This is a genomic window from Granulicella aggregans (assembly GCF_025685565.1).
In the GTDB taxonomy this organism is placed as follows: Bacteria; Acidobacteriota; Terriglobia; order Terriglobales; family Acidobacteriaceae; genus Edaphobacter; species Edaphobacter aggregans_B.
In genome coordinates, this window is record NZ_JAGSYE010000001.1 from 1,521,040 (window position 1) to 1,545,599 (window position 24,560).

The 24,560-nt window shown below is 61.3% G+C and carries 16 protein-coding genes; 12 read left to right on the forward strand and 4 right to left on the reverse strand.

Going from position 1 to position 24,560, the window contains the following annotated elements; all coding sequences use genetic code 11:
• Positions 1 to 112: 112 nt before the first annotated feature.
• A complete protein-coding gene (locus tag OHL18_RS06065; protein ID WP_263373926.1) occupies positions 113 to 1,072 on the reverse strand; it encodes a hypothetical protein in 960 nt (319 codons plus the stop codon).
• A 113-nt stretch (positions 1,073 to 1,185) separates the two neighbouring features.
• Here OHL18_RS06065 and OHL18_RS06070 point away from each other — a divergent pair, with 113 nt between their 5' ends.
• The 3 genes from OHL18_RS06070 (at position 1,186) to OHL18_RS06080 (ending at position 5,845) form a co-directional block, all read left to right on the forward strand.
• Positions 1,186 to 2,832 carry a porin gene (locus tag OHL18_RS06070; RefSeq protein ID WP_263373927.1) on the forward strand — a complete coding sequence of 549 codons (1,647 nt, stop codon included), beginning with the start codon at positions 1,186 to 1,188 and terminating at the stop codon, positions 2,830 to 2,832.
• 228 nt (positions 2,833 to 3,060) lie between these two features.
• Entirely contained in the window at positions 3,061 to 5,589 is a 2,529-nt protein-coding gene (locus OHL18_RS06075; protein WP_263373928.1) for a M1 family metallopeptidase, read from the forward strand.
• A 64-nt stretch (positions 5,590 to 5,653) separates the two neighbouring features.
• Complete coding sequence (locus OHL18_RS06080) at positions 5,654 to 5,845, forward strand: hypothetical protein (protein ID WP_263373929.1); 192 nt, start codon at positions 5,654 to 5,656, stop codon at positions 5,843 to 5,845.
• 180 nt (positions 5,846 to 6,025) lie between these two features.
• On the opposite strand, the gene OHL18_RS06085 is transcribed toward OHL18_RS06080, so the two are convergent.
• Positions 6,026 to 6,577 carry a regulatory protein RecX gene (locus OHL18_RS06085; protein WP_263373930.1) on the reverse strand — a complete coding sequence of 184 codons (552 nt, stop codon included), beginning with the start codon at positions 6,575 to 6,577 and terminating at the stop codon, positions 6,026 to 6,028.
• An 82-nt stretch (positions 6,578 to 6,659) separates the two neighbouring features.
• Positions 6,660 to 8,891 carry a dipeptidyl-peptidase 5 gene (locus OHL18_RS06090; protein ID WP_263373931.1) on the reverse strand — a complete coding sequence of 744 codons (2,232 nt, stop codon included), beginning with the start codon at positions 8,889 to 8,891 and terminating at the stop codon, positions 6,660 to 6,662.
• Between the two features lie 333 nt (positions 8,892 to 9,224).
• Between OHL18_RS06090 and OHL18_RS06095 the strand changes: the two genes are divergently transcribed.
• Positions 9,225 to 10,076: an outer membrane lipoprotein-sorting protein gene (locus tag OHL18_RS06095; protein ID WP_263373932.1), complete on the forward strand. Its 852-nt coding sequence runs from the start codon at positions 9,225 to 9,227 to the stop codon at positions 10,074 to 10,076.
• A 23-nt stretch (positions 10,077 to 10,099) separates the two neighbouring features.
• Here OHL18_RS06095 and OHL18_RS06100 read toward each other — a convergent pair whose 3' ends face one another.
• Positions 10,100 to 10,366, reverse strand: a complete 267-nt coding sequence (locus OHL18_RS06100) for a hypothetical protein (protein WP_263373933.1) — start codon at positions 10,364 to 10,366, stop codon at positions 10,100 to 10,102.
• Positions 10,367 to 10,963: 597 nt separating this feature from the next.
• On the opposite strand from OHL18_RS06100, the gene OHL18_RS06105 reads away from it, so the two are divergent.
• From OHL18_RS06105 to OHL18_RS06140, 8 genes are all read left to right on the forward strand, one after another.
• Positions 10,964 to 11,158: a hypothetical protein gene (locus OHL18_RS06105; RefSeq protein ID WP_184215194.1), complete on the forward strand. Its 195-nt coding sequence runs from the start codon at positions 10,964 to 10,966 to the stop codon at positions 11,156 to 11,158.
• Between the two features lie 274 nt (positions 11,159 to 11,432).
• The gene (locus OHL18_RS06110; RefSeq protein ID WP_263374601.1) at positions 11,433 to 12,692 is read left to right on the forward strand and encodes an efflux RND transporter periplasmic adaptor subunit; all 1,260 of its coding nucleotides are present in this window, start codon (positions 11,433 to 11,435) and stop codon (positions 12,690 to 12,692) included.
• Between the two features lie 96 nt (positions 12,693 to 12,788).
• Positions 12,789 to 13,058, forward strand: a complete 270-nt coding sequence (locus OHL18_RS06115; protein ID WP_263373934.1) for a hypothetical protein — start codon at positions 12,789 to 12,791, stop codon at positions 13,056 to 13,058.
• Positions 13,059 to 13,141: 83 nt separating this feature from the next.
• The gene (locus OHL18_RS06120; RefSeq protein ID WP_263373935.1) at positions 13,142 to 13,888 is read left to right on the forward strand and encodes an ABC transporter ATP-binding protein; all 747 of its coding nucleotides are present in this window, start codon (positions 13,142 to 13,144) and stop codon (positions 13,886 to 13,888) included.
• Positions 13,889 to 14,125: 237 nt separating this feature from the next.
• Entirely contained in the window at positions 14,126 to 16,585 is a 2,460-nt protein-coding gene (locus tag OHL18_RS06125) for an ABC transporter permease (RefSeq protein ID WP_263373936.1), read from the forward strand.
• Between the two features lie 217 nt (positions 16,586 to 16,802).
• Positions 16,803 to 19,358, forward strand: a complete 2,556-nt coding sequence (locus OHL18_RS06130) for an ABC transporter permease (RefSeq protein ID WP_263373937.1) — start codon at positions 16,803 to 16,805, stop codon at positions 19,356 to 19,358.
• 184 nt (positions 19,359 to 19,542) lie between these two features.
• A complete protein-coding gene (locus OHL18_RS06135; RefSeq protein WP_263373938.1) occupies positions 19,543 to 21,984 on the forward strand; it encodes an ABC transporter permease in 2,442 nt (813 codons plus the stop codon).
• Positions 21,985 to 22,014: 30 nt separating this feature from the next.
• Positions 22,015 to 24,555: an ABC transporter permease gene (locus tag OHL18_RS06140; protein ID WP_263373939.1), complete on the forward strand. Its 2,541-nt coding sequence runs from the start codon at positions 22,015 to 22,017 to the stop codon at positions 24,553 to 24,555.
• Positions 24,556 to 24,560 lie beyond the last annotated feature (5 nt).

Here is a 24,560-nt window from a genome sequence, read left to right on the forward strand (position 1 = left end):
GGCAATAAATCCCTGCGAGGTTATTGACTCAGTGCACGCTAATCTTATCTAGGATGGCGCTGCACACAAGAGGTTGCCCGCTGCGGTTCTCTCAGCAGAAAGGGATTGAACTTTACTGGGAGAGCTGCTGCTGGCGGCCAGATACTCCCGGTCGCCACGTAATCCCTTCGAGCCGCAGCGTCTTGTCCCCGGTATCCTTCAGCCCCGGGAACTCGGCCCGCCAGCGCACCATCTCCACCATGCACACCAGCGCATCGAAGCCGTCCTCGCTGCCCTCCGCCGCTGCCAGCACCTTCCGCGATATCCCGGCAAACGCTGCATCCGCCTTTCGCCGCTCCTCCAGATAAGCCTTCCGCGCCTCGGCGTTGCTCTTCTTCACCGCCCCGGTCAGCAGCCGTGTATACATCTCCACCAATAGCGGCATCGGCGCGTCCTCTCCAAGCTGCGCCGCCTCAAATGGCCACGTCCGGAACCCAGCCTCCCGCAGCTTCAGCAGCAGCGGCATCGCCCTAAGCGAGCCCGTCCCCACGCTCCCCGCCCCGCCGATCTGAAACGGAGACTTCGGCGTGATCCCCAGCACCGCCGCCGCCCGCTCCGGCTCCTCCATCAGCAGCTTCGGCGTGATCTTGTTGTCGACATCCGTGAACCGCATCATCCGCATCAACCCCGCCCCGCAAAACTCCTCCGGCCGCCTTCCATGCCGCCGCGACCCCGCCTTGCCCCAGAACCGGTCGTCCGCGCAGTCGCGGTGCAGCCACTCTTCACCCTTGCCGTCGGCGACCTTCTTCCATAGCTCGAAGACCGTCCGGCAACGATGCTCCTTCAGAAACCACGCTGGATAGCTGAAGCAGCAGTCGATCCCCACCACCATCCGCGGCGTCTCCCGCGCTAGCTGGATCAGCCACTCGATCAGCACCTCCCGCGTCCGTCCCGCCTCCAGCACAACGCTCTCCTTACCGTTCTTCCCAGCAGACGCCGCCGTCCAAACCCCAGCCCAGATATGCCGCCGCTGCCCGGCCGCGTCCACCCGCCCCGACCAGTCGATCGCCACTACCCGCTCCGGTCCACTCAAATCGCTCAACCTCCTCACTTACGACTTCTTTATGACGATCCTACGCAGTCTTTATGCTTCACTGCCTACACTCGCCTTTAGCCGGTCGAGAGATCGACCGGCTATGAGGCCCCATGAACCGCATCATCTCCAAGCTTTGCCGCTCCGTTGCGCCGCTGTTGCTTGCGCCCAGCCTGATCGCTCTCCCCGCCAGTGCCGCCACATTCGCTTTCGATACACCTGCCACTACGGCTGCTGCACTAAACGCCGACGGCACCCCAACCTCCACACCCGATAACGGCTTCTTCCACCGCCTCGGTCGCGCCTATCTTGCCGACTGGGCCGGTCACGGCCCCACCACTGCCGTCCCTCAAAAGGACCGTCGTGGAACCCCCGGCCCGCTCTCTTCACCGCCGTTCCCCGCCTCCGACTGGCCGATCGGCGGAACCGTCACCATCGGGGTCCCCGACGGTCAGACCTATCCGCTCATGCAGGCCATCAACCAGAACAAGGGAGTCAACAAGATCTACGGCTTCATTGAGATCGGTGCCAACGGCTCGACCAACAATAAAAGCAACGCCAGCAAGGGCATCCTCTCGAACTTCCCCTCCGCCTACGACGTGTACGCCAACACCGTCCAGCTCGATCAGGCCGTCCTCTACTTCGAAAGGCTTGAGAACACGGCCCAGACCGATCACTTCGACTGGGGTTATCGCCTCACCCTGCTCTACGGCACCGACTACCGCTTCACTACCTCGCACGGCATCCTCAGCCAGCAGCTTCTCCTCAAGAACTCCCAGTACGGTTTCGACCCCGTCATGTTCTATCTGGAGGGCTACTTCCCAAAGGTCGCCAAGGGCATGACCGTCCGTGTCGGCCGCTACGTCTCGCTACCGGATATCGAAGCCCAACTCGCTCCGAATAACTACACCTATTCGCACTCCATCCTCTACACCGTGGATTGCTACACCCAGGTTGGCGTGAACGCGACCGTGAAGCTCAACGACCACTGGACGGTGCAGGGCGGAGTCTCTCCCGGCTGCGACACCGCGCCCTGGACCACCGACGCCAAGCTCACCGGCAACGCCTGCATCACCTACACCTGGTCGAACGGCGGCGACGCCCTCAATAGCTGCGATAACTCCATCAACGATGGCAAGTACGCCTACAACAACCTCACCGCCTTCTACGAGACCTGGTACCACCGCATCAGCCCCACCTGGCACACCGACACCGAGGCCTGGTACCAGTACATGAAAGACGTACCCAATATGTACTGGTACGACAGCGGCGGCCTCTACGCAAACTCCGCCGCAACGCCTTACCCCGAGATCACCGGCGGCGGCGTGAACCTGAACTTCGGCGCAGTCTGCCAGGACCCTCGTCTCCCGGCAGCGAAGCAGTCCACCCGCTGCTTCGCTCCCGAGTGGGCCATCACCAACTACGTCGAGCACAGCTTCTGGAAGAACCAGGCCTCGCTCAACATCCGCAACGAAGTCGTCGACGACATCAAGGGCCAGCGCACCGGCACCCCCGCGTACTACGAGGAGCACATGGTCGGCTTCAACTTCTGGGCCGGCTCGACCATCACCTTCCGCCCGGAGGTGAGCTACACCCACGCCTTCGCTAAGTACGGCGTCACCGCCCTCAACATCTCCCCCGGAGCCGCGATCGCCAACCTCGAAAGCGTCACCCTCAACGGCCCCAAGGCGATCATTCCAACGGGCCTCGGCAAGACACAAGCCCTCACCTTCGCGACCGACATCATCTTCCACTTCTAGAGAATTTCGACCACAAAATCGGGTGCGGGTGCCCCACCCATGGCTCGCCTTTGGCCATGGGTGGGTCTGCCACTGCATCATCCCCCCCAAAAAATCTGTCATCCCGAGCGGAGCGCAGCGCAGTCGAAGGACCCCGGGACCGCCGACACCGCCCAAACCTTTCAGCCTCGCCCCCGCCAGATTCCCATTGCGCCTTCAAACCAGCAATGGGATACTCGGCGTACTTCCATGAATCTCTTCATCTGCCGAGCAAGGCGAGCCTGCGCCCTTCCCCGGGTACGAAATCTCTCTGTCGCTCTCCTCCTACCCCTGCTCGGCGTTGCGGCAGCCCCCGCCCAACAACCAGCCAAGCAGCCCGAACTCGCCCGTCGCCCTGACCAACCCGTTAAAAACCCTCCACCACCGCCCCTCAAGGTACCCGAAAAGCTCGACCCAGCCCACGCCCCCAACGCAAGCAGCGTCTACCAGTCCCTACGCCTCCGCACGGTCAACGGCGAAGCCTTCACTGTCAGCCACTTCTCCTTTCAGCGCGACGCCGCCGTCTTCACCCTAGACTCCGGCACCGTCTACCTCTACGGCCCGGTAAGCGGCATCACCACCGGAGCGGTCTTTCTCGGCGAAGGCTCCATCCATCTCGTCCCGCCCGACGCCATCGAGCGTCGCCAGCTCAAGAACGTCATGAAGACCGACGTCCTCGACCAGCACTTCACCAGTGCCGTCTTCGCCTTCACCGACGCAACTGCGGCCGAACTCCTCAAGGGATCGAAAGGCACCGCCCCCGGCTCCGGCAACGCAGCCGGTCAAGGCGAGGAGATGCGCACGCTCTTCCGCCACGACCTCAAGTACGACCTCGAAGCCCGCCTGCTCGAAGACATGCCCGCGCCCGGCACCACGTCACAAAGCAAAGGCTCGTTCTTCGTCGCCGAGATGAAGGGACCGCTCTTCTCCAAGCGCCTAATCTACATGGTCGATTCCCACGGCGCAATCGGCGTCGCCCCCGAAGAGGTCGCCCTGCTCACCTCCGCCGACGGCACCTACGACATCGCCCTCGGCTTCCCGTCGGACGCCCAGCGCAAGCTCCCGCGTCCCTCCAACAACATCCCCTTCCGTACCACCCAGCAGACCATAGACGCCACCATCGAGCGCAACGGCAAGCTTACCGCCACCGCTGTCACCGCCATCACCGCGGCAAAGGACGGCGTCTCCGTCCTTCCCCTCGAACTCTTCCCAACCCTTCGTGTCAGCGGTGTCTGGGGCCCAAACGGCGAGGCCCTTGATTTCATCCAGGAAGACAAACTCCGCGACGCGGACTTCGCCATTGTTCTCCAAAAGCCGCTCAAAAGCGGCGAGAGCATCCAGCTCACCACCACCTACTCCGGCAAGGAAGCCGTCCTCGACATGGGAAACGATAACTACTTCCTAGTCGCCCGCGAGAACTGGTACCCCAACATGCGCGGTGAGTTCGGCAACTACGCCTTCTACACCATGACCTTCCACACGCCGAAGACGGTCGAGGTCGTCGCCACCGGCAACCGCATCACCGAAAAGACCGACGGCAAGCAGCAACTCGCAGTCTGGCAGAGCATGACCCCGCTCGCCGTCGCCGGATTCAACCTTGGAGCCTTCCAGACCAGCACCAGCGAGCGCAATAAGGACCTCCAGGTCATCAGCTACGCGAACACCGGCCTCGCCGACAACTACCACGGCCTCGCAAACTCCGGCATGGCCGTAGGCACCCTTTCGACCACCGGCATGCTCAAGCGCGCCACCTCCGAGGGCGACGCCGCCATCCAGATCTACACCGACTTCTTTGGCCCGCTCCCCTACGACCACGTCTCGCTCACCCAGCAGACCGCCTGCAACTACGGCCAGAGCTGGCCCACCCTCGTCTATCTCCCCATCTGCTACTTCTGGGACTCCACCATCCAGCACCAGATCGGCGTCCTCGACGGCGACCCCAGCTACTGGAAGGTCGTCACCGCCCACGAGGTCGCCCACCAGTGGTGGGGTCAGACCGTCGGCTTCGCCAGCTACCGCGACCAGTGGATGAGTGAGGGCTTCGCCAACTTCTCCGCCTCGATCTTTCTCTTGCAGACCAACAAAACCAGCAAGGAGTACATGGACTTCTGGGCGCTGCTCCATCGCCGCCTGCTCGAGAAGAACGTCATGGGCTTTCGCCCCGTCGACGCCGGCCCCGTCACCATGGGCGCCCTCGTCAGCAACACCCGCACCGGCAACGTCTACACCAACCTCGTCTACCCCAAGGGCGCCTTCATCCTGCACATGCTGGAGATGCAGTTCTACACCCCGCAGATGGGCGAAAAGCCCTTCAAGGCCGCCATGCAGGACTTCGTCAACTCCTACCGCAACCAGCCCGCCACCACCGAAGACTTCAAGGCCGTCATGGAGCGCCACATGACCGCTTCCATGGACATCGACCACAACCACAAGCTCGACTGGTTCTTCAACGCCTACGTCTACGGCACCGAGGTCCCGAAGTACGACCTCACCTCCAGCTTCGAGACCAAAGACGGCGACACCATCGCCCACTTCAAGCTCACCCAGTCCAAAGTCTCTTCAGAGTTCGAGATGTCCGTCCCCATCTACATCGAGCTTGACGAGAAGAAGACGATCTTCCTCGGCCACATGCCCATCAAAGGCTCTAACTCGATCGAGCAGACGGTCAACCTCGGCAAACTGCCCAACCCGCCCAAGCGCCTCGTCCTGAACTACAACTATGACCTGCTCGCCGAGTAGGGAAGTGAGCTAAGCTGGAACCGCAGCGCCCCCGGCCACGTATCTCCATCACGAAGGAGTTCCCGTGCTCAAACTGTTACTCTTCTGCATCCTGATCGTCTTCTGCTGGCCGCTCGCCCTGCTGGCTGTGGTTCTCTATCCGCTGATCTGGCTCATCCTGCTACCCTTCCGCCTTGTCGGCATCGTCTTCGAAGGCGTCTTCGACCTCATCGGCGCCCTCTTCTCCCTCCCCGGCCGCCTCGTCCGCGCGCTGTAATACTGCGCGTTTAAAGTTGCCGTAACGACGCTCGGGTGCCCCATCCATGGCTCGCTTTTGGCCATGGTTGGGAACGTAAGACGCTCAGGAAGATATTCTCGGCCGGGTAACCCATATCTGGCAGCTTCATCGCCGGATCTGGGACCCTATCGCCAAGGACTAGCCCTTCGTTCGCAACCTCTAAAACTGCGGCAGATCATCCTCAAACTCCTCCTCCACCGGCACCTCCACCTTCCAGCTCCTCAACAGCTTGAAGATCGCCGTAGAGCTGAACCCCGCCCGCATCAGCCGGTTCATCACCCGCACCGTCTCCTTCTGCGCGTCCGCGCCCGAAGGCTGCTTCATCCGTTTCTTTTCGCAATAAGCCCGGGCCAGCGCTACCTCATCGACATCCTCATACGCCGTCGCAATCGTCGAAGCGACCAGCTCCTTCGATATCCCCTTCTGAGCCAGGTCCTGCTGCACCCGTCGCTTGCCGAACTTCTGGTTCTCCTTGCGCAGCCGCGTGTAGTCCGCCGCAAACCGGTCGTCCGACAAGTATTTGAGATCGATCAGCCGAGCCACCACCGCGTCCATTGCCGCCTCGCCCGCCTCACCTTCCTCGGCGCGGTTCCGCATCAGCCGCCGCAGATCGCGCACCGTTCGCATCTTCCGCGCCAGCGTGCCTACGGCGTACTCAAACAATCCCGCCTCGCCTACCGGCTCCCGCTTCTTTGGCCTCTGAAACCCCATACCTAATCCTTAACAACGCGAAGCGGTATACAAGTCACGAAGTGACCGCCGCCCGCGTAGGGCGCCCGTCCGGCAGGACAGATCATTGCTTCGTCTCCGCATACTTGCCCGAGTGCGTCCACTGATCGCACCAGTCCCCCACCGTCTCGTACCAAAGCTTCGAGTTCTGCGGCTTAAGAATCCAGTGCCCCTCATCCGGGAAGTAGAGCATCTTGCTCGGCACACCCAACCGCTGCAGCGCCGTAAACAGTTGGAAACCCTCCGACACATCCAGCCGATAGTCCTTCTGCGAATGGATCACCAGCGTAGGCGTCTTCGCATTCTGCACGCTCAGCATCGGCGACCACTTCCTAAAAGGGTCCTCGGCAATCGGCCCCGAAGCGTACTTCCAAGGCTGCCCCGGCTCGCTCGAACCCGGCCGCCGGAACTCCCACTCGTTGAACCACATCTCCTCGGTCGACCCATACGCGCTCTGCGGGTTGAACATGCCGTCATGCGTCACGATGCAGGCGAAGCGGTTCGTATGCGTCAGAATCCAGTCTGCCATGTACCCGCCATAGCTCGCACCCAGAGCGCACTCCCGCGTCTTGTCGATGAACGGATACTTCGCCTCTGCGTAGTCAAGCCCCTTCATCAGATCGACATAAGGCTTGCCGCCCCAGTCGCCGTTCACGCCATCGATAAACGCCTGCCCATAGCCAGTCGACCCGCGCGGATTGATCATCACCACTACATACCCGGAGGCAGCCATCAACTCCGCGTTCCAGCGATAGCTCCACGCATCGCCCCACGCCCCCTGCGGCCCGCCGTGGATCAGGAATTTCAACGGGTACTTCTTTGCCGGATCGAAGTTGGGCGGACGGATGATGAAGCCTTGAACCTTAGTGCCTCCCGCGCCGGGGAACCAGAAAGACTCCATCTTCGGGAGATCAAGCTGCGACAACAGCGTGGCATTCACGTCTGGGAATGCGTGGTCTCCCGTAATCCCGACACACGCAATTTCGCGCGAGTCGCAATGCCCAACGGACTTCTTGACCAGCTGGGCCGGGGAATCTGCCGTCATTCGTGTTGCGACAAGCTCGGTTCCTAAATTTGAGAGGCGAATGTCTCCGTACTCTCCAGGCCCAAGCTCCAGCGTGTTCTTGTAATCGTCGGGAGCATTGGCATACCCGGTGACAAAGATCGGCTCTTCACCCTCTTTCGCGCTGGTCAGGTAGAACTGGTTCTCTTTCGTCCAGACGAACTCGTCAATCCAGCCGTCGAACTTGGGAAAGAGCTCCTTCGTCGTCTTTGCCTCGCGGTCATAAAGCATCAACCGGAACCGATCTGACTCATACCCCGCCCGCGCCTGCGACCTGAATGCTAGAAACTTCCCATCAGGCGAATACGCTGGCCCATCGTCGCTCCCCGGCGAGGTCGAGATCTTCTTCGGCGACCACCCTTTGGAGCTGTCGCTCTGGGGCTCCGTACCAGTCGCATCATGCTGCGTCACGTCAATCGTGTAAATCTCGTTGTTCGTGCTCGCCGCGGGCACTTTGTCCGGGTTGAGCACGAAGGCGAGTTCCTTCGAATCAGGTGCCCACGCATATCCGACAGGCCCGCCCAGAGAGAATGTCGGAGCGATCACATCCTTACCCCAGTCCTCCACCGGCGTCAGGTCGAAGATGTATCCGGCGCGGCTCACATGCAGCATCAGGATGTGCGAGCGCTTGGCCCCCTGGAAGTGGTCCCAGTGCCGGTAGAGCAGCGAATCGAACACCAGCGCCTTGGTCGGCGCGCGGCTGGACTCGGTCTCCGCCTTCTGGTTGCAGCTCTCGTCGAAGAGCACTCCCTTCGAGCACTCCGGATACACGTCGCTGGTAAACGCCATCGACTTCCCGTCCGGGCTCCAGACCGGCGCATCCGCCTCGGTCACGATATGCGTCAGCTCGACCGCGGGAATCAACCTGCCCTTCTTCTCATCCCACGCCGAAAGATAAAGCTGGCCCTTCGCAACGAAGACGACGCGCGTCGCGTCGGGCGAAAACCTTGCCTCCGATTCCCCCGCGCCGTTGGTCAGCTGAACCTCCTTCGCGCTGCCGTCGGCGGGAACCACCCACAGGTGGCTGGTCTTGCTATTCCGCGCAAGATCCACATCCACAACAGAAAAGATCACCCACTTGCCCGACGGCGAGATCTGCGGATCGCTCACGCGCTTCATCCGCATCATGTCTTCAAACGTCATGGGATGTTTGGGGGTACGGCGTTCGATCGGTGCCTGGGCAAAGACGGAGGTGCTGGCCGCCGCAAGAAGGAGAAGAGCGATGAATCTCATCGCGCAAGTCTAAACGACACGTCCATACTCGTGGTGCCATAACCTACCTGGCCGTCATTCTGAGGCTTAGCCGAAGAATCCCCGCGTTTCGCTTGTAGCGCCTCAAATGTCTGGCATGTCCATGCCTAAGAAAACCGGTAAAAACCGAATGTTCCACGTGGAACATCTCAAGTCTGCTGCACTCTAGCAATTTTCCACGTGGAACATTCGCCCGAAACTCTTTATTTTTGCGGGAGAATCCGCGCATTTACTCCGCTAAGCGTCTCCGGGGAACATTTCACAGGTCTGGCCGTCTATTCTTAACGTCAGATGTGCGAAGAAGTGGGGTTCAAGATGCGTTGGCTTGGGGCGATTCTGCTGTTTGGTGTTGCAATGACTGCATTTGCGCAGGATTCGGTCGAGGGCTTCGGCCCGCTCGACCCCTCGCCGCCAGTTGGAATGACGGCCCAGCAGATCATCGAAAAGTTCGGCGCACGGGAGAGCGAGTTCAAACGCGCCCGAGAGAACTACACCTTTCGCCAGTCCGTAAAGATCGACACCATCTCCGAGGACACCAATAAAGTTGACGGCGAGTACCAGCAGGTCACCGACATCTCCTTCGCGAAAGACGGTCGCCGCGAAGAGCACGTCGTCTTTGCTCCCCAGAACACGCTCCAGCGCGTGATGATGACACCAAACGACTTAGACGAGATCGAGCACCGTCTACCCTTCATCCTAACCACGGAAGATCTTCCCCAATATGACGTCACCTATCTGGGGAAACAGCACGTCGACGATCTCGACACATACGTCTTCGACGCCGGCCCGAAGACGCTCGAGAAGGGCAAGCACTACTTCAAAGGCAAGGTCTGGGTCGACACCCAGGACTTCCAGATCGTCCTGGTCAACGGCACGACCGTACCGCAGGACACGCGCCGCGGTCACGAAGACCTGCAGCCCCCGTTCACTACCTACTACGAACAGATCGACGGAAAATACTGGTTCCCGACATACACGAAGGCTGAAGGCAACCTGCACTTCGCCGCGCAGCAGGGCGCTCTGAGCCAGGACGTTCATATGCGGTCGACGGTAAAGTACACAAACTACAGCCAGTTCCGCAGCACCAGCACGATCCTCTTCAACGGCAAGCAGGTCGAGCAGGCACCTGACGAGAAGAAGCCCGAAGACAAGAAGCCACCACAATAAGAGCGCCCTGCGCGGGCGGGTCTTTATGTCTCGCAGTGAGCTTCGGGGTGTTCGCGCTGGCTCGTAATCCACCGGTCCATATACGTCTCGGAGCAGCGAGCGCCGCACAGGTGCTTGACGTCGTCCTCGTGCGCCTGGGCCTTATGCCAGCGGGTCAGTTTGAGCAGTGGCTGATCCTCACCGGGGTTTCCGCCGTTAAAACAGTCAACCCAGGCCATCCACCACAGGTCGGTCTCCATTTTGAGCTTGCCGCAGACATCGCAGTGGTAACTTTCGCTTCGAGACATCATCCAACCTCTCTCGCTGAACGTATCACATCAGGAGAGGGCGTTTCCGGTTCCGATTGAAGACGAAATTCCGCGCCATTTTGCGAGATATCGTGTCGCCTATTGACGAAATCATCACAAGCGATCACTGTATGCAATGCAAGAAGCTGCAAAGGGATTTTCGGGTTTGTGGAAATGAAGGAGAGATGTGCGGGCTGGGAGGTATCGAGGTAACAATTCGTTTCGAACTTCGGATGGTTACCTTCAGGATAAAAGTAATCTGAAGAAAACAAGCGGCTTCAATTCCGAAGATTGATGCGATTATAAGGGCGTTCCCACGATTCATGTTCCAAACATTTAGTTGCCTGACATGGTCCATTTAGTTTCACAAGCCTTGGTTTATCGGTATCTCTGAAACAGACTGCGATGCAAAACCCGTTGGGCACGAAAGCAGCGGCCCTGCTGGTGGAGATCTTGCGCTTTGTGGAATGTTGAGCCTGACAGACCCTGAACGTTGAAGAGTTGTTATAGATGTCGCCCCTTTGAGGCGAGGGCCCAGTTGGATTTGACACAGCAAAAGGCAGTAAACGGTTCAGACGATACAAACATGGAGCTATATCAATGCGCACGTACTTTGATGCACCCTTTCAACGGATTGTGAGTGCCCCCACCTGGCGGGCGCGCTTCTTCGAAGCAGCCGCGAAGGCCTCTGGATCGCTCGTAGACTACTCTCTCCGCCACCGCGACACGGTAAACGCCGCAGTGTGGATGGACCGTCTGCGTTTCTTCCGCGAGAAGGCCCGTCTCTGCAGTTAAGCGACCTGATCTGATTCGAAACACACCAGGCAGAGACATTCGCTTCTGCCTCTCCACGAACTACCGAGACTCTGGAACCCTGCGATTGCACTTCGAATCGCGGGGTTTGTTGCGTCTGGGGTCTGGACGCCAGCTACTCTTCCGCGAACTGTCCGATTCCGGACACTGATTCCCGAAAGCGGACAGGGAGGGGCCCGGAGATTATTCTAAGTCTTTTGTTTGCTTGATCCTAAGGGCTCCAAAGACGGAGCGCCAAGTGCTTCTATCGCTGGCGATGGATATCTCTAGGCCAGACTTGAAGGTTCGTAGGCAGCGTCGTTCGTGGACGTTTGCCGCAGTGGCGCTGGTCGCGGTGGCGGCGGTTGCGTTTTTCGTAGTTCGACTGAAGCCCGCGGTTCCTTCCGTCGAGCGGAGCGCGATCTGGACGGATACGGTGAAGCGCGGGCCGCTGGTGCGGCAGGTGCGCGGGCCGGGGACGCTGGTTCCGCGCGAGGACAGGATTCGGCTGATTCCGGCAGAGACGGAGGCGACGGTGGTGCGCATCCGGGTTCTGCCGGGAGCTAAGGTGACGCCGGATACGGTGTTGATGGACCTCGTCGATCCGACGCTGACGCAGCAGTTGCTGGACGCGCAGTTGCAGTTGAAGGCGGCTCTGGCGGACCTTGAAAACACGCGTGCGAAGGTGAACAGCGACCTGATGACGCAGCGAGCGGGGGCGGCGACGGTGGGCGCGGACCAGCAGCAGGCGGCGCTGCAGGCACAGACGGATAAATCTCTCTATGACCTTGGCGTGATCAGCGGGCTGACCTACAGCGCTTCGAAGGGCAAGAGCGACGAGCTGAAGGAGCGCGACGATCTCGAAAGGCAGAGGTTGAAGCTGAACCAGGCGTCGATCTCGACACAGATGGCGGTATCGCAGACCAAGGTGGAGCAGGCGAGGGCGATCCTTGCGTTGAAGCAGAAGCAACTTGACGCGTTGAGCGTAAAGGCGGGGATCGACGGCGTGTTGGTTGACCTGCCGCACCAGGTGGGAGAGCATGTCGCTCCGGGGATTACGCTGGCGAAGGTGGTGCAGCCGGACCAGTTGAAGGCATCGCTGAAGATTGCCGAGACGCAGGCTCGGGACATCCAGATCGGCCAGCCGGCTGAGATCGACACGCACAACGGGGTGATTCCCGGCAAGGTGCAAAGAATTGATCCGGCAGTACAGAACGGAACGGTCACGGTTGACGTAGAGCTCATTGGAGCGCTGCCGCAGGGCGCGCGCCCCGATCTCTCTGTAGATGGAACGATTGACCTGGACCGGATGGCGGACGTGGTCTATGTGGGCCGCCCGGCTCTCGGCAATGAGAACAGCACGATCAGTCTGTTCCGGTTGTCGCCTGATGGAACGACGGCGGTGAAGGTGCCGGTGAAGGTTGGACGGGCATCGGTGAACAGCATCCAGGTGCTGGAGGGGCTGCAGCCGGGGGACACGGTGGTGTTGTCGGATATGTCGAGATGGGATGCGAATGACCGGTTGCGGATTGAGTGAAGTCTTACGTCCCACTCATGCGATGAAGCCGCATGAATGGGGCACCCGGGGATTTGTGACCGCGAAGGATGACAGGGCGGACTTGGGAGTAGAGAGATGGGTGGAGGACACATGCAGGGAGCCTTTCCTTCGTTCGGCATGACGGATCTTGCGATGTTCCTGATTTCGACGGTTGAGATGTTGAAGGTTACGGATGTTGTATTTGAGGAAGCCGTCTCCATGTTGGATTTCATGGTCGACGAGGTCGCATCGGTGACGGATGTCGTGTTCGAGGAGGCTGCATTCTTTGCGGAGTTTCTGGATGAAGCCGCTGGAGTGATGGCGAATATTTTGTTCAACGCGACGACGTCGGTGACGGAGTTTTAGGCTCCGACGCTTCGTTGAGGCTGACGAGTTTAGTAGCAGATCAGGCAGCGGTAGATCGAATTTGAGGATAGGGAGAGGACACGATGGCGGAGAATCTGATCGAGATTGAGAAGATGACGAAGGTCTTTTACACGGACGAGATTGAGACGCACGCGCTCTCGGGCGTTCATCTGAATATCGCGCGCGGCGAGTACGTGGCGATGTCGGGGCCGTCGGGCTGCGGGAAGTCGACGCTGCTGTCGATCATCGGGCTGCTGGACACGCCCAGCGATGGACGCTACACGCTGAACTCGAAGGAAGTGGCGAATCTCAAGTTCGGCGACCGGTCGCGGATCCGCAACCAGGAGATCGGGTTCATCTTCCAGAGCTTCAATTTGATCGGCGATCTGACCGTGTATGAGAACGTCGAGCTGCCGTTGACGTACCGCGCCGGTATGCCGGCTTCGGAGCGTAAAGATCGCGTGCAGAATGCTCTGGAGCGGGTGAACATGGCGCACCGGATGCGACACTATCCGGCGCAGCTTTCGGGCGGTCAGCAGCAGCGTGTCGCTGTTGCAAGAGCGCTGGCGGGGACACCTTCGATCCTGCTGGCGGACGAGCCGACGGGAAATCTGGACTCGAAGAACGGCGAGGCCGTCATGCACTTGTTGGCCGATTTGCACGCTGAGGGCGCGACGATCTGCATGGTGACGCACGATCCGCGGTTCGCGGCTCATGCGCAGCGGCAGGTGCATCTGTTCGACGGCAAGGTGGTGGCCGAGGGCGAACTGCAGCAGTTGCTGTCCGATCCGGAGCACAACGCTTCGACGGTGTCGAGAGCTACGGCGTAGAGATTCGAAGTTTTTCGTCCCACTCATCGCGTGAAACAAGAGCGCGATGAATCGGGCACAGAGATACATCTCCCCGCCTTTATGGAGGTGGCGGGAGTTTCACATCTCAAAATCGAGATGTGGGCACCCGAAGAAAAAGCAGATTCCCTTCGGGAATGACAAGCAATACCGGAAGAAGCAGTACCGGGAACGTGCAGTGCCGGGCCGTAAAGTGCGTTTCGCACAGATAGGAATCCAATGATCGCAACAGTTCGTCAAGCACTTCGAAGTCTTCGTAAGTCGCCGGCGTTTGCTTTGACTGTGATTGCGACGCTGGGGATTGGGATTGGCCTTAACGCGGCGATCTTCGCGGTGGTCGATTGCGTGTTGCTAAGGCCGCTGGGTTATCACGATGCGGACCGGATCGTGGCGTTGCGGACGCGGTTTGTCAGTGAGAACAGATCGTATGGTGGTCTGGGTGGTGGTGATTATGTCGACATTTCAAAGCAGGTGCATGGGCTAGAGTCGACGGCCTTCTATCAGAGCTGGGCTGATGGCCTGTCGCTCAATGGCAAGAGTGTTTATCTCCAGATGGCAGTGGTAAGTCCGCGCTTCGCGGAGGTGATGGGCGTTCAGCCGGTGGCGGGTAGGCTTTTCAATCCCGAAGAGAAGGACGGACGAGACATCCTGGTCAGTGAAGGATTTGCACAGGAGTACTTCGGATCTTCGCAGGCCGCGCTGGGGAAGTCGGCTTCTTATGGCACTCAGATCTACACCATCGTTGGAGTTCTGCCGGGGGCGTTTTCTTTTCCCGACAAGACGCGCGTCTGGATCGAGCAGAAGCAGGTGCCGGAGAACCTGAACCGGACCGCGTACAACCAGGAGGGGGTTGGCAAACGGAGAGCGGATGTATCGCCGGAACAGCTTGCGGCGGAGTTCGCTACCTTCTCGGCGCACTTGCAGAAGGCCTACGTGGAGGATGCGCATAAGGCGCTCGAGTCGGTCCCGTTGCAGGAGCAAATGGTGGGGTGGATGCGATCGAGGTTGAGGCTGCTGATGGGAGCTGTGGGGGTGATCCTGGTGATCATCTGCGCGAACATTACGCACCTGCAGTTGGTGCGGGCTACGCGGGAGCTTCGATCCGTAACCATTCGAACCGCGTTGGGAGCGAGCCGTTCGACGTTGGCCGGACGTGCCTTGCTGGAGGCGGCGATCCTGTCGCTTGCGGGATCTTTGGCTGCGGTTCTGGTGGCTGCCCCTGCTTTGAAACTTCTGGTGAGTCTGGCACCGACGTCTATGCCGCGACTGGAAGAGATCCATTTGAATGCGGACGTGTTCGTTTTCTCCTTCCTGATATCGTTCGCGGTGATGGCCATTACGGCGTTGTTGCCTGTATGGCGGTCATGGCATATCGATCCATCGACGGCGATGCGGGCAGATGCTGCGCGAGGTACGGAGACGCACGGGTCGCTGCGGTTGCGCGACGGCCTGATCGTTGCCGAGGTCGCGCTGACGCTGACCCTTTCGGTGGCCGCGATTCTGCTGGCGCAGAAGCTCATTGTGGATTCGAAGCAGGACCTTGGGTTCAATGCCCAATCGCTGGTGACGCTGGACATGCATGTGGTGGGTTCCCCCTCTTTGCCAGAGGCCGCGAAGGACAAGTCGCCGGCTGCGCTTGCGGAGTTCCAGGAGAGGCGGCTTGCGGTGACGCATGAGCGGATGAACCGGCTAGACGATGTGCTGCGGTTGATTTCCGGTACGCCGGGCGTGACCTCCGCCTCGGCGATGGACGGAGCGCCGATGCGTGGCGTGGGAAATGTGAGCTATGCGATCAAGGGGCGGCAGGTGTTCGCGCCGGGCGTGGAGAATCTGCCGGTAGCGAATCTGAGCCCGGTAACGCCATCTACCTTCGCGACGCTGGGGGTGCCGCTGCTGCGCGGACGATGGCTGAACGCGAACGACCGAATCGAGTCGCCGAAGGTGTTGCTGATCGATAGCACGCTGGCGCAGGCGGTCTTTCACGGGCAGGACCCAATCGGACAACAGATCATGTGCGGGTATGACTCGGAAGGCGAGTGGTGGACGATCGTGGGCGTAGTTGGCGGGATTCGCGCCCGTGCGCCGGGTGTCCCGCCGACGCCGACGATTTATGTTCCGGTCGCCCAGCACCCGTCGATCGCAACCGACATGCAGCTGGTGGTTCGGACCGCGCTCGATCCCGCTGCTATGGGGCGCACGTTGCAGGAAAAGCTCATGGCCGTGCACCCGGAGCTGGCGATCAAGGTAAGCACGATGCAGGAGGCCCTCGGCGGAAGCCAGCAGGGAGAGAGGTTCGAGAGCCTTCTGTTTGGGAGCTTCGCGGGTGTGAGCGTTCTGCTCGCGGCGGTGGGGATGTACGGGGTGACGGCGTACTCGGTGGCGCAGCGGAGGTTTGAGTTTGGGCTGCGGGTGGCTCTGGGAGCGGACAGGCCGCAGCTGTTTGGGATGGTGCTGAGGAAGGCGATGGTGTTTGCAACGGCTGGGGTGGTGCTGGGTATCGGCCTCTCGCTGGGGCTGATGCGCGTGCTCGCGAGTGTGATTGGCAGGCTGCCGAAGTTTGATCCGGTCGTGTATGGGCTGGCTTCGGTTGCAGTGCTTGTGGTCGCGCTGCTGGCGATGTTTCTACCGGCGCGGAGTGCAGCGAAGGTCGATCCGATGTCGGTTTTGCGGAGTGAGTGATTAGGGTTTGGGGCTGAAAGGCTTAGGCGGTCGTGGTGATGTTGGCGGTGCCGGGGTCCTTCGACTACGTTTGGTGCGAAAAGCGCACCAAACTTCGCTCAGGATGACGGAGTTTGTGGCGGGTGGGGTAGAAGCAGATCCTCCGACTTCGTCGAAGGATCACAAGGGTTGGGTTGGGCTTAGTTGACTTGAGTTGCGGCGGTAAGAGGAGAGCGATATGAATTCGATCTGGCAGGATGTCAGCTACGCGATGCGGCAGTTGCGCAAGGCTCCGGGGTTTGCGATTACGGCGGTGTTGACGCTGGCGCTGGGCATCGGCGCGAACACGGCGATCTTCACGCTGGTGCACGCGGTGCTGCTGCGGAACCTGCCAGTAGCCGATCCGTCGACGCTGGTGCGGCTGGGTGACAAGGACGATTGCTGCGTGGATGGCGGCCTGCCGAATGACGATAACTACTCCCTGTTCTCGTGGGAGTTGTACAAGCATCTGCAGGCGAGCGCGCCGGAGTTCGAGAACCTTGCCGCGATGCAAAGCTATCCGTGGCAGATGACGGTGCTGAACAACAAGCCGGGATCGCTTGCCAAGGGATCGCCTGCGAGTTTTGTCTCGGGCAACTACTTTCAGACGTTCGGGCTGCAGCCGTATGCCGGGCGTCTGTTGACGCCTGCCGACGATATGCCGGGAGCTCCGATGGTGGCGGTGATCAGCTACCAATCGTGGCAGAGGGACTACGGCGCGGATAAGGGCATCATCGGCAGCACGTTCTACTTCAAGACGTATCCGGCGGTGATCGTGGGGATCGCTCCGCCTGGATTTTATGGCGAACGGATGATCAGCGCGCCGGCGAACTTCTACCTGCCGTTCTCCAACGAGCCAATGATGAATGGATCGGCAGCGCTGCTACATAGCAAAGGCGCTAACTGGGTGTATGTGCTGGGCCGGGTGAAGCCGGGGACGCAGCTTATGCCGTTGCAGGACAAGCTCTCCGCGGCGCTGCGGCAGTGGCTGGCGGACAACGTCGAGGTCTACAAGCGAGCAGACGTGAAGAAGCATCTGGATGCGACGCATCTGAAGCTGACTCCGGGCGGTGCGGGCATCGCGAACATGCAGGATGAGTACCGCAGCGGGCTGTATCTGCTGCTGTCGATCTCCGCGCTGGTGCTGCTGATCGCTTGCGCGAATCTGGCGAACCTGGTGCTGGTGCGGGCGATGGCGCGGGCGACGGAGACCAGCCTGCGCATGGCGCTGGGAGCGCAGCGCTCGCGGATACTGCGGCAGATGCTGACGGAGAGCGTGGTGCTCTCGCTGATTGGCGGAGTGGCGGGGCTGCTCGTGGCGTATGGCGGAACGAAGCTGCTGCTGTCGCTGGCGTTTCCGAACTCGCCGACGCTGCCGATCACTGCGACGCCGTCGCTACCTGTGTTTGGATTTGCCTTTGCGCTGGCGATGGTGACGGGAGTGGTCTTCGGGCTTGCACCGGCGTGGATCACGGCGCGGGCGCAGCCTGCGGAGGCTCTGCGGGGAACGGGCAAGGGCATGGGCGCGGCGCGGGGAAATGCTTCTCTGCTGCAGCGGGGGCTGGTGGTGCTGCAGGCGTCGCTCTCGCTGGTGCTGCTGGTGGGTGCGGGACTGCTCTCGAAGAGCCTGGGCAAGCTGGAGCATCAGGACTTCGGCTTCAAGACCGAGAACCGCGTGGTGATCCACATGGACCCGGAGAGCGCGGGATACAAGCCAGAGCAGTTGCAGGGGCTGTTCGATGAGATCACGCTGCGGTTCCACGCGATACCGGGCGTGGAGCAGGTGGGCCTCGGCGGCTACTCGCCGCTTGAGGGCGATAGCTGGGGCGAAGGTGTGTGGCTGAACGGAAAACCGGAGCCGAACGCCGATCAGGACATCGGATCGCGCTGGCTGCGGATCAATCCGGAGATGTTGCCGCTGCTGGGCGAAGACGTGATTGCCGGCCGCAACTTTACGGACAGAGATACGGCGGCAGCTCCAGGAGTGGCGATCGTGAACCAGGCGTGGGTGAAGAAGTTTCTCAAGAACGGCGAGAACCCGATCGGCGTGCGGTTTGGGACGAACGGGATGAAGAGCACCACCGACTACACGATTGTGGGCTTGGTGAAGGACGCGAAGTGGGCCAATCCTCGCGAAGATGCCGAGCCGCGATACTTCCGTCCGCTGATGCAGATTGCGGCGAGCCAGAAGGAAGATGGCGAGGTGCGGTCGCTGCATACGGGAACGATCATGCTGCATACGCATGGGCCGATCCCGGGGCTGGAGTCGCAGGCGCGACAGGTGCTGGCGAGCATCAATGCGAATCTGCCGGTCACGTACTATTCGACGTTTGAGGAGCAGATTGCGGGGCAATTCTCGCAGGAGCGGCTGATTGCGCGGCTGACGCTGCTGTTCAGCGGGCTGGCGCTTCTACTGGCGGCGATTGGGCTCTATGGTGTGACGGCGTACATGGTGGCTCGGAGGACATCGGAGATCGGGATACGGATGGCGTTGGGAGCGAATCGCGGCAGCGTCGTGGCGATGGTGCTGCGGCAGGCGTTAGTGCAGGCGGCGTTGGGACTGGTGATCGGAGTCCCGGTGGCGCTGGCTTGCGTGCGGTTTATGAAGTCGCAGCTCTACCAGGTGGAGGGGACTGATGCCGCGGTGATCGCGTTTGCGATCGTAGCGCTGGTGGTATCGGCGTGCGTTGCTGGGATTATTCCGGCTAGCCGGGCTGCCGGGATTGATCCGATGGTGGCTTTGAGAAACGAGTGACGGTTTACGTTCCCACCCATGCGATGAAGCCGCATGGATGGGGCACCCGGGGTTTTGTGGCGGGGTTGAAGAACGACGGGAGTGCTACCGCGGAGAAGCAGGTCCTTCGACTTTGGTTCGTGCGATGAAGCTGCACGAATCTTCGCTCAGGATGACAGCGTTTTTAGGAGCTATGGAGAGCACGATGATGACGATACTTCGCAACCTGATGCAGGACGTTCGCTATGCAGTGCGGCAGTTGCAGCGCGCGCCGATGTTCGCGCTCACGGCGATTCTTACGTTGGGACTGGCCATTGGGGTATCGACGTCAGTGTTCAGCGTGCTCGATGCGACGATTGTGCGGCCGCTGCCGTATCACGACCCGGATGGGATCGTGTCGCTGCGGACGATGATCGATGGCTACACGCAGCCAGCGTCGTGGCCGCAGTATCTGGATTGGAGGAAAGATAACCAGACGCTCAGCGCGCTGGCGGGGTTCCAGGTGGACTCGGCGAATCTCGAGAGCGACGGTGCTGCGGACCCGGTCCATGCGGTCGATGTCACAGATAACTTCTTCGATGTCTTCCAGGTGAAGCCGTTGTTGGGGGGGACGTTTGTTGTGGGCGAGCAGGAGGCTGGACGCAACGATGTCGTGGTGCTGAGCTACGAGATGTGGAAGGAACGGTTTGGCGAGAGCCGCGACGTCGTGGGACATACGCTGCGCGTGAACGGCGTGGTGAACACGATCGTGGGCGTGATGCCTGCGGGGTTCCGCTATCCGCTGGGAACGACCCATGCGATCTACCGGCCGATGCATCTGACGGCGTCGCAGCTTACGAATCGGGGCGGACACTTTCTGCCGACGATTGGAAGGCTGAAGCCGGGCGTGAGTCTGGATCAAGCGCAGGCGGATATGTCGCGGGTCTTCAACGACCTGGGGCGGCAGTATCCGGACGAGAGCGGCAAGACAGTAAAGATGCGGACGCTGGCCGAGGCGACCCTGGGTAAGACGGAGGCACCGCTGCGGGTGTTGACGCTGGCGGTGCTGGGCGTACTTCTGATTGGGTGCGTGAATGTGGCCGGGCTGCTGCTGGCTCGCGGCGTAAGGCGGCAGAAGGAGTTCGGGCTGCGGGCAGCTGTGGGCGCGGGGCGCGGACGGCTGGCACGGCAACTGCTGACGGAGTCGGCGTTGCTCTCGGTGGCAGGGGCGGCAGTGGGTGTGGTGATGGCGGCGGGGCTGCTGCAGGCGATGCGGCAGTTGCTGATCGCTTCGCTGGCGCGCGGTGCGGATGTGGAGTTGAACCTGCAGGTGCTGGCGGCGACGGTGGCGATTGCGCTGGTGACGGGGATTGCAGCGGGTGTGCTCCCGGCGCTGCGGTCATCGCGGATCTCTCCAAGTATGGCTCTGCGTTCGGGCGGGAGCGCGGGGACGAGCAGAGGGCAGAACCGGCTGCGCAGCGGCATGATTGCGGTGCAGGTGGCGGTCGCGCTGGGGCTGCTGGTGTGCTCAGGGCTGCTGCTGCGGAACCTGCAGGCGATGCGGAATACGGAGTTGGGGTTCGATCCTTCCAAGCTGCTTTCGGAGGAGGTCTTCGTCACCGCCGCCAATTACCAGACGGGGACAAGCGGGCGTGACATGTTGACGGGCTTTTATACGCCGCTGATTGAGAAGGTGCGGGCGATACCGGGAGTGAGCGCCGCTGGGGCAATCAACATCCTGCCCATTATGAGTTGGGGCAATAACAGTGATGTGACGATCGTGGGCCATCCGCCGCCGCCGCCGCACCAGGAGCTGTTGGCGGAGAACCGGATCGTGACTCCGGGAGCGCTGGACGCGATTGGAGCGAAGCTGGTGAAGGGACGGTGGCTCGATCAATCGCTCGACCGCCAGGGCGGTGAGCTGGCAGCGAATGTGAACGAGGCGTTCGTGCGCAAGTTTTTTGCGCCGGGCGAAGAGGCTTTGGGGCGGCAGATCAACTGGGGGCCGATGAAGGTCAAGATTGTTGGCGTAACCAGCGACCTGCGCCAGGACCTGGGCCAGCCGGCGCTGGCGGAGATGGACATCCTGGCGGCACAGGTGCCGCCGGAGTATGTGGTGGAGACCTTGTCCGATATGCAGTTGGTGATGCGGACTTCGGTTGCCCCGGAGACGATTGCCGGGCCGCTGCGCGAGGCGATGCACTCGGTCGATGCGTCGGTACCGTTCCGTGAGCCACAGACGATGCACGAGGTGATTGCGGAGACGCTGACGTTTGAGCGGCTGGAGAGCTGGCTCTTCGGCATCTTCGCGGCGCTGGCGCTGGTGCTCTCGCTGGTAGGCATCTACGGCATGGTGCATCACGAGGTGGAGGTACGGACAAGGGAGATCGGCGTGCGGATGGCGTTGGGGTCGTCGCGAGGGCGCGTGGTGCGCAATATTCTTTCGCGGGTCGCCATGCTGATGTCTGTCGGGGTTGCGGTTGGATGGGCGCTGACTCTGGCGCTGCGCAGCGTGATCGCTTCGGTGGTGGAGTTGAATGCTGCGCATGATGCTCTGCTGCTGGGAACGTTGACGTTAGGGCTGGTGGTGATCGGGATCCTGGCAAGCGTGGTGCCGGCGAGGAATGCGGCGAGCATCGACCCGATGGAAGCGCTGCGGAACGAGTAGGCGAGGGAGCAGGGAGTAGGAGAGCGGGCGATGAAGATGGTTGGCAATCTGGTGCAGGACGTTCGTTATGCGGTGCGGCAGTTGCGGAAGAACCAGGGGTTTGCGTGCGTGGTGGTGGCGTCGCTGGCTCTGGCCATCGGGGTGAACACCACGATCTTCTCGTATGTGAACCGGATGCTGTACATGCGGCTGGGGCTGCCGCATGCGGGCGAGCTGCGGTTGCTCTCGCTGAGGGGTGATGAGCACATGCTGGTGCATTCGTTCAGCGGGAACGGCTCGATTGGCGCGCACGATTCGCACCTCGATGCGTTCTCGTACCCGGTATACCAGGAGTTGCGCAAGCGGAATACAGTGCTTGGGGATCTGGTCGCGTTCAACGATCGGGGCAGCGAGAGTGTGACGCTGGATGGGGTCGCGCGGACGGCCTCGGCAGAGGCGGTTTCGGGCAATTTTTATACCGTGATGCAGATTCGCCCGGAGTTGGGACGCGGAATTCTACCGGGTGACGACGGCGCTCCGGGATCGGGTTCTGTCGTGGTCATCAGCGATCGCTTCTGGCACAGTGCGTTTGGAGGCGCCCGGGATGTGATCGGCAAGGTGATTCGTGTGGGTGCGACTCCGTTGACGATCGTGGGCGTAAACCCGCCGGAGTATATCGGTGCACAGGCCGGTTCGCCCGCGGTGCCGGAGCTGTATATCCCGCTCTCGCTAGCAGCGGTGCTCAACCCGGGCCGAGGCGATATGGACCTGGCCGGACCGTCGCTCTGGTGGCTACAGGTAATGGGGAGGGTGAGGCCGGAGGTCTCGAAGACGCAGGCCGAGGCCGCGTTGAGCGTCGCTCTGAACGCCGCGGTGCGCGCAACGACGACGCTGGAGAAAGATGAGACGATGCCGCGGGTCGTAGTGCAGGACGGCAGCCGGGGCGACGACTTCGGCATCGCGGAGCTGGCGAAGCCGACCTACATCCTGATGGGGCTTGCCGGTCTGGTGCTGCTGCTCGCCTGCGCGAACATCGCCAACCTGATGCTGGCGCGGGCGACAGTGCGGCAGCGCGAGATGGGTGTGCGGATGGCGCTAGGAGCGGGGCGGGCGCGCATCCTGCGGCAATTGCTGACGGAGAGCCTGTTGCTGGCGGCTATCGCCGGTGTGTGCGGGCTGTCGTTGGGATATACAAGCCGCAACCTGATTCCGGCCCTAATGAAGAGCGGATGGGAGGGCGGCGAGTTCAACGTTCCGTTCGACTGGCGGGTCTTCGGGTTTACGGCGGCCATCACGCTGACAGCGGGTGTCGTCTTCGGGTTGGCCCCGGCGTGGCGAGCTACGCGGGTCGAGCTGAATACGACGCTGAAAGAGGGCAGCAGGTCGGCGACGCGCTCGCGGAAGTCGCGCGGCGGCAAGGCGCTCGTGGCGTTTCAGGTGATGCTGTCGACGCTGTTGGTGATGACCTCGGCGCTGTTTGTGAGAACGATCACGAAGCTGGAGGCGGTCGATCCAGGATTTCGTGCGAAGGGGCTGATGTTGTTCAGCGTGTCGCTTCCGGCGGCGGAGTATCCTGCACCGAAGGACATTGCTGGGCTATACAGGATCGAAGCGGCGCTGGCCGCGGTTCCGGGTGTGCAGGGAGTGACGGCGAGTTCGATGCCTCTGGTGGCGGGATGGCAGTCGAGCGGGAGCTTCTATGTCGAGGGAGCTCCGGTGCCAACGAAGGAGACGCAGGGCGACTATGCCTCGTTCGCGCGCGTGGGTGGGAGTTTCTTCTCGACGATGTCGATTCCGATCCTTGCCGGGCGCGGGCTGAACGATCATGATACGGAGACCTCACCGCATGTGGCGGTGGTGAATCAGGCGCTGGCGCAGCGGTTCTTTCCAGGTGTGAATCCGATTGGGAGACGCTTCCGGACCAGCTACGATCCGAAGGACGCGGCGGAGTGGATCGAGATCGTCGGCGTCTGCGCGAACAGCCACTATCAGAGCCTGAAAGAAGAGACGCCACGAACCTTCTTCACGCCGTACCGACAGGCTAAGGAGATGGCGGACGCCACGTATATGGTGCGCTCGGAGCTTCCTGCGGCGGTGCTCTTGCCGGCGCTGCGTCATGCTGTCCAGCAGGTGGACGCGAACCTTCCGATGCGGAACATTCGCACCCAGCAGGAGCAGATCGACGAGACTATGCAGCAGGAGCGGATGTTTGCGACGCTGACGGCGGGGTTTGGCCTGCTCGCGCTGGTGCTGGCCTGCGTGGGCGTTTACGGGATTATGGCGTATACGGTCTCGCAGCGAACGAATGAGATCGGCATCCGACTGGCGCTTGGCGCTTGGCGCGGGCAGATTGGCGGAATGGTATTGCGCGAGGCCTCGTGGATCGCGGGCGCGGGCGTTCTGCTGGGCTTGGCGACGACGCTGTTGCTGGCGCGGTTGGTCCAGGCAATGCTCTTCGGGGTGAAGCCGTATGACGCGGTAAGCCTGGGGGGATCGAGCTTGGTGCTGCTGGCGATGGCGCTGCTGGCGAGCCTGATTCCGGCGGTGCGGGCGGCGAGTATCGACCCGATGGAAGCTTTGAGAAACGAGTGAGATTT

What these genes read in the sequence shown, in the direction of transcription:
- OHL18_RS06075 (WP_263373928.1), top strand. Translation starts at nt 3,061, where the DNA reads ATGAATCTCTTCATCTGCCGAGCAAGGCGAGCCTGCGCCCTTCCCCGG.
- OHL18_RS06110 (WP_263374601.1), top strand. Translation starts at nt 11,433, where the DNA reads ATGGATATCTCTAGGCCAGACTTGAAGGTTCGTAGGCAGCGTCGTTCG.
- OHL18_RS06115 (WP_263373934.1), top strand. Translation starts at nt 12,789, where the DNA reads ATGGGTGGAGGACACATGCAGGGAGCCTTTCCTTCGTTCGGCATGACG.
- OHL18_RS06085 (WP_263373930.1), bottom strand. Translation starts at nt 6,577, where the DNA reads ATGGGGTTTCAGAGGCCAAAGAAGCGGGAGCCGGTAGGCGAGGCGGGA.
- OHL18_RS06100 (WP_263373933.1), bottom strand. Translation starts at nt 10,366, where the DNA reads ATGATGTCTCGAAGCGAAAGTTACCACTGCGATGTCTGCGGCAAGCTC.
- OHL18_RS06070 (WP_263373927.1), top strand. Translation starts at nt 1,186, where the DNA reads ATGAACCGCATCATCTCCAAGCTTTGCCGCTCCGTTGCGCCGCTGTTG.
- OHL18_RS06105 (WP_184215194.1), top strand. Translation starts at nt 10,964, where the DNA reads ATGCGCACGTACTTTGATGCACCCTTTCAACGGATTGTGAGTGCCCCC.
- OHL18_RS06120 (WP_263373935.1), top strand. Translation starts at nt 13,142, where the DNA reads ATGGCGGAGAATCTGATCGAGATTGAGAAGATGACGAAGGTCTTTTAC.
- OHL18_RS06125 (WP_263373936.1), top strand. Translation starts at nt 14,126, where the DNA reads ATGATCGCAACAGTTCGTCAAGCACTTCGAAGTCTTCGTAAGTCGCCG.
- OHL18_RS06090 (WP_263373931.1), bottom strand. Translation starts at nt 8,891, where the DNA reads ATGAGATTCATCGCTCTTCTCCTTCTTGCGGCGGCCAGCACCTCCGTC.
- OHL18_RS06130 (WP_263373937.1), top strand. Translation starts at nt 16,803, where the DNA reads ATGAATTCGATCTGGCAGGATGTCAGCTACGCGATGCGGCAGTTGCGC.
- OHL18_RS06135 (WP_263373938.1), top strand. Translation starts at nt 19,543, where the DNA reads ATGATGACGATACTTCGCAACCTGATGCAGGACGTTCGCTATGCAGTG.
- OHL18_RS06095 (WP_263373932.1), top strand. Translation starts at nt 9,225, where the DNA reads ATGCGTTGGCTTGGGGCGATTCTGCTGTTTGGTGTTGCAATGACTGCA.
- OHL18_RS06140 (WP_263373939.1), top strand. Translation starts at nt 22,015, where the DNA reads ATGAAGATGGTTGGCAATCTGGTGCAGGACGTTCGTTATGCGGTGCGG.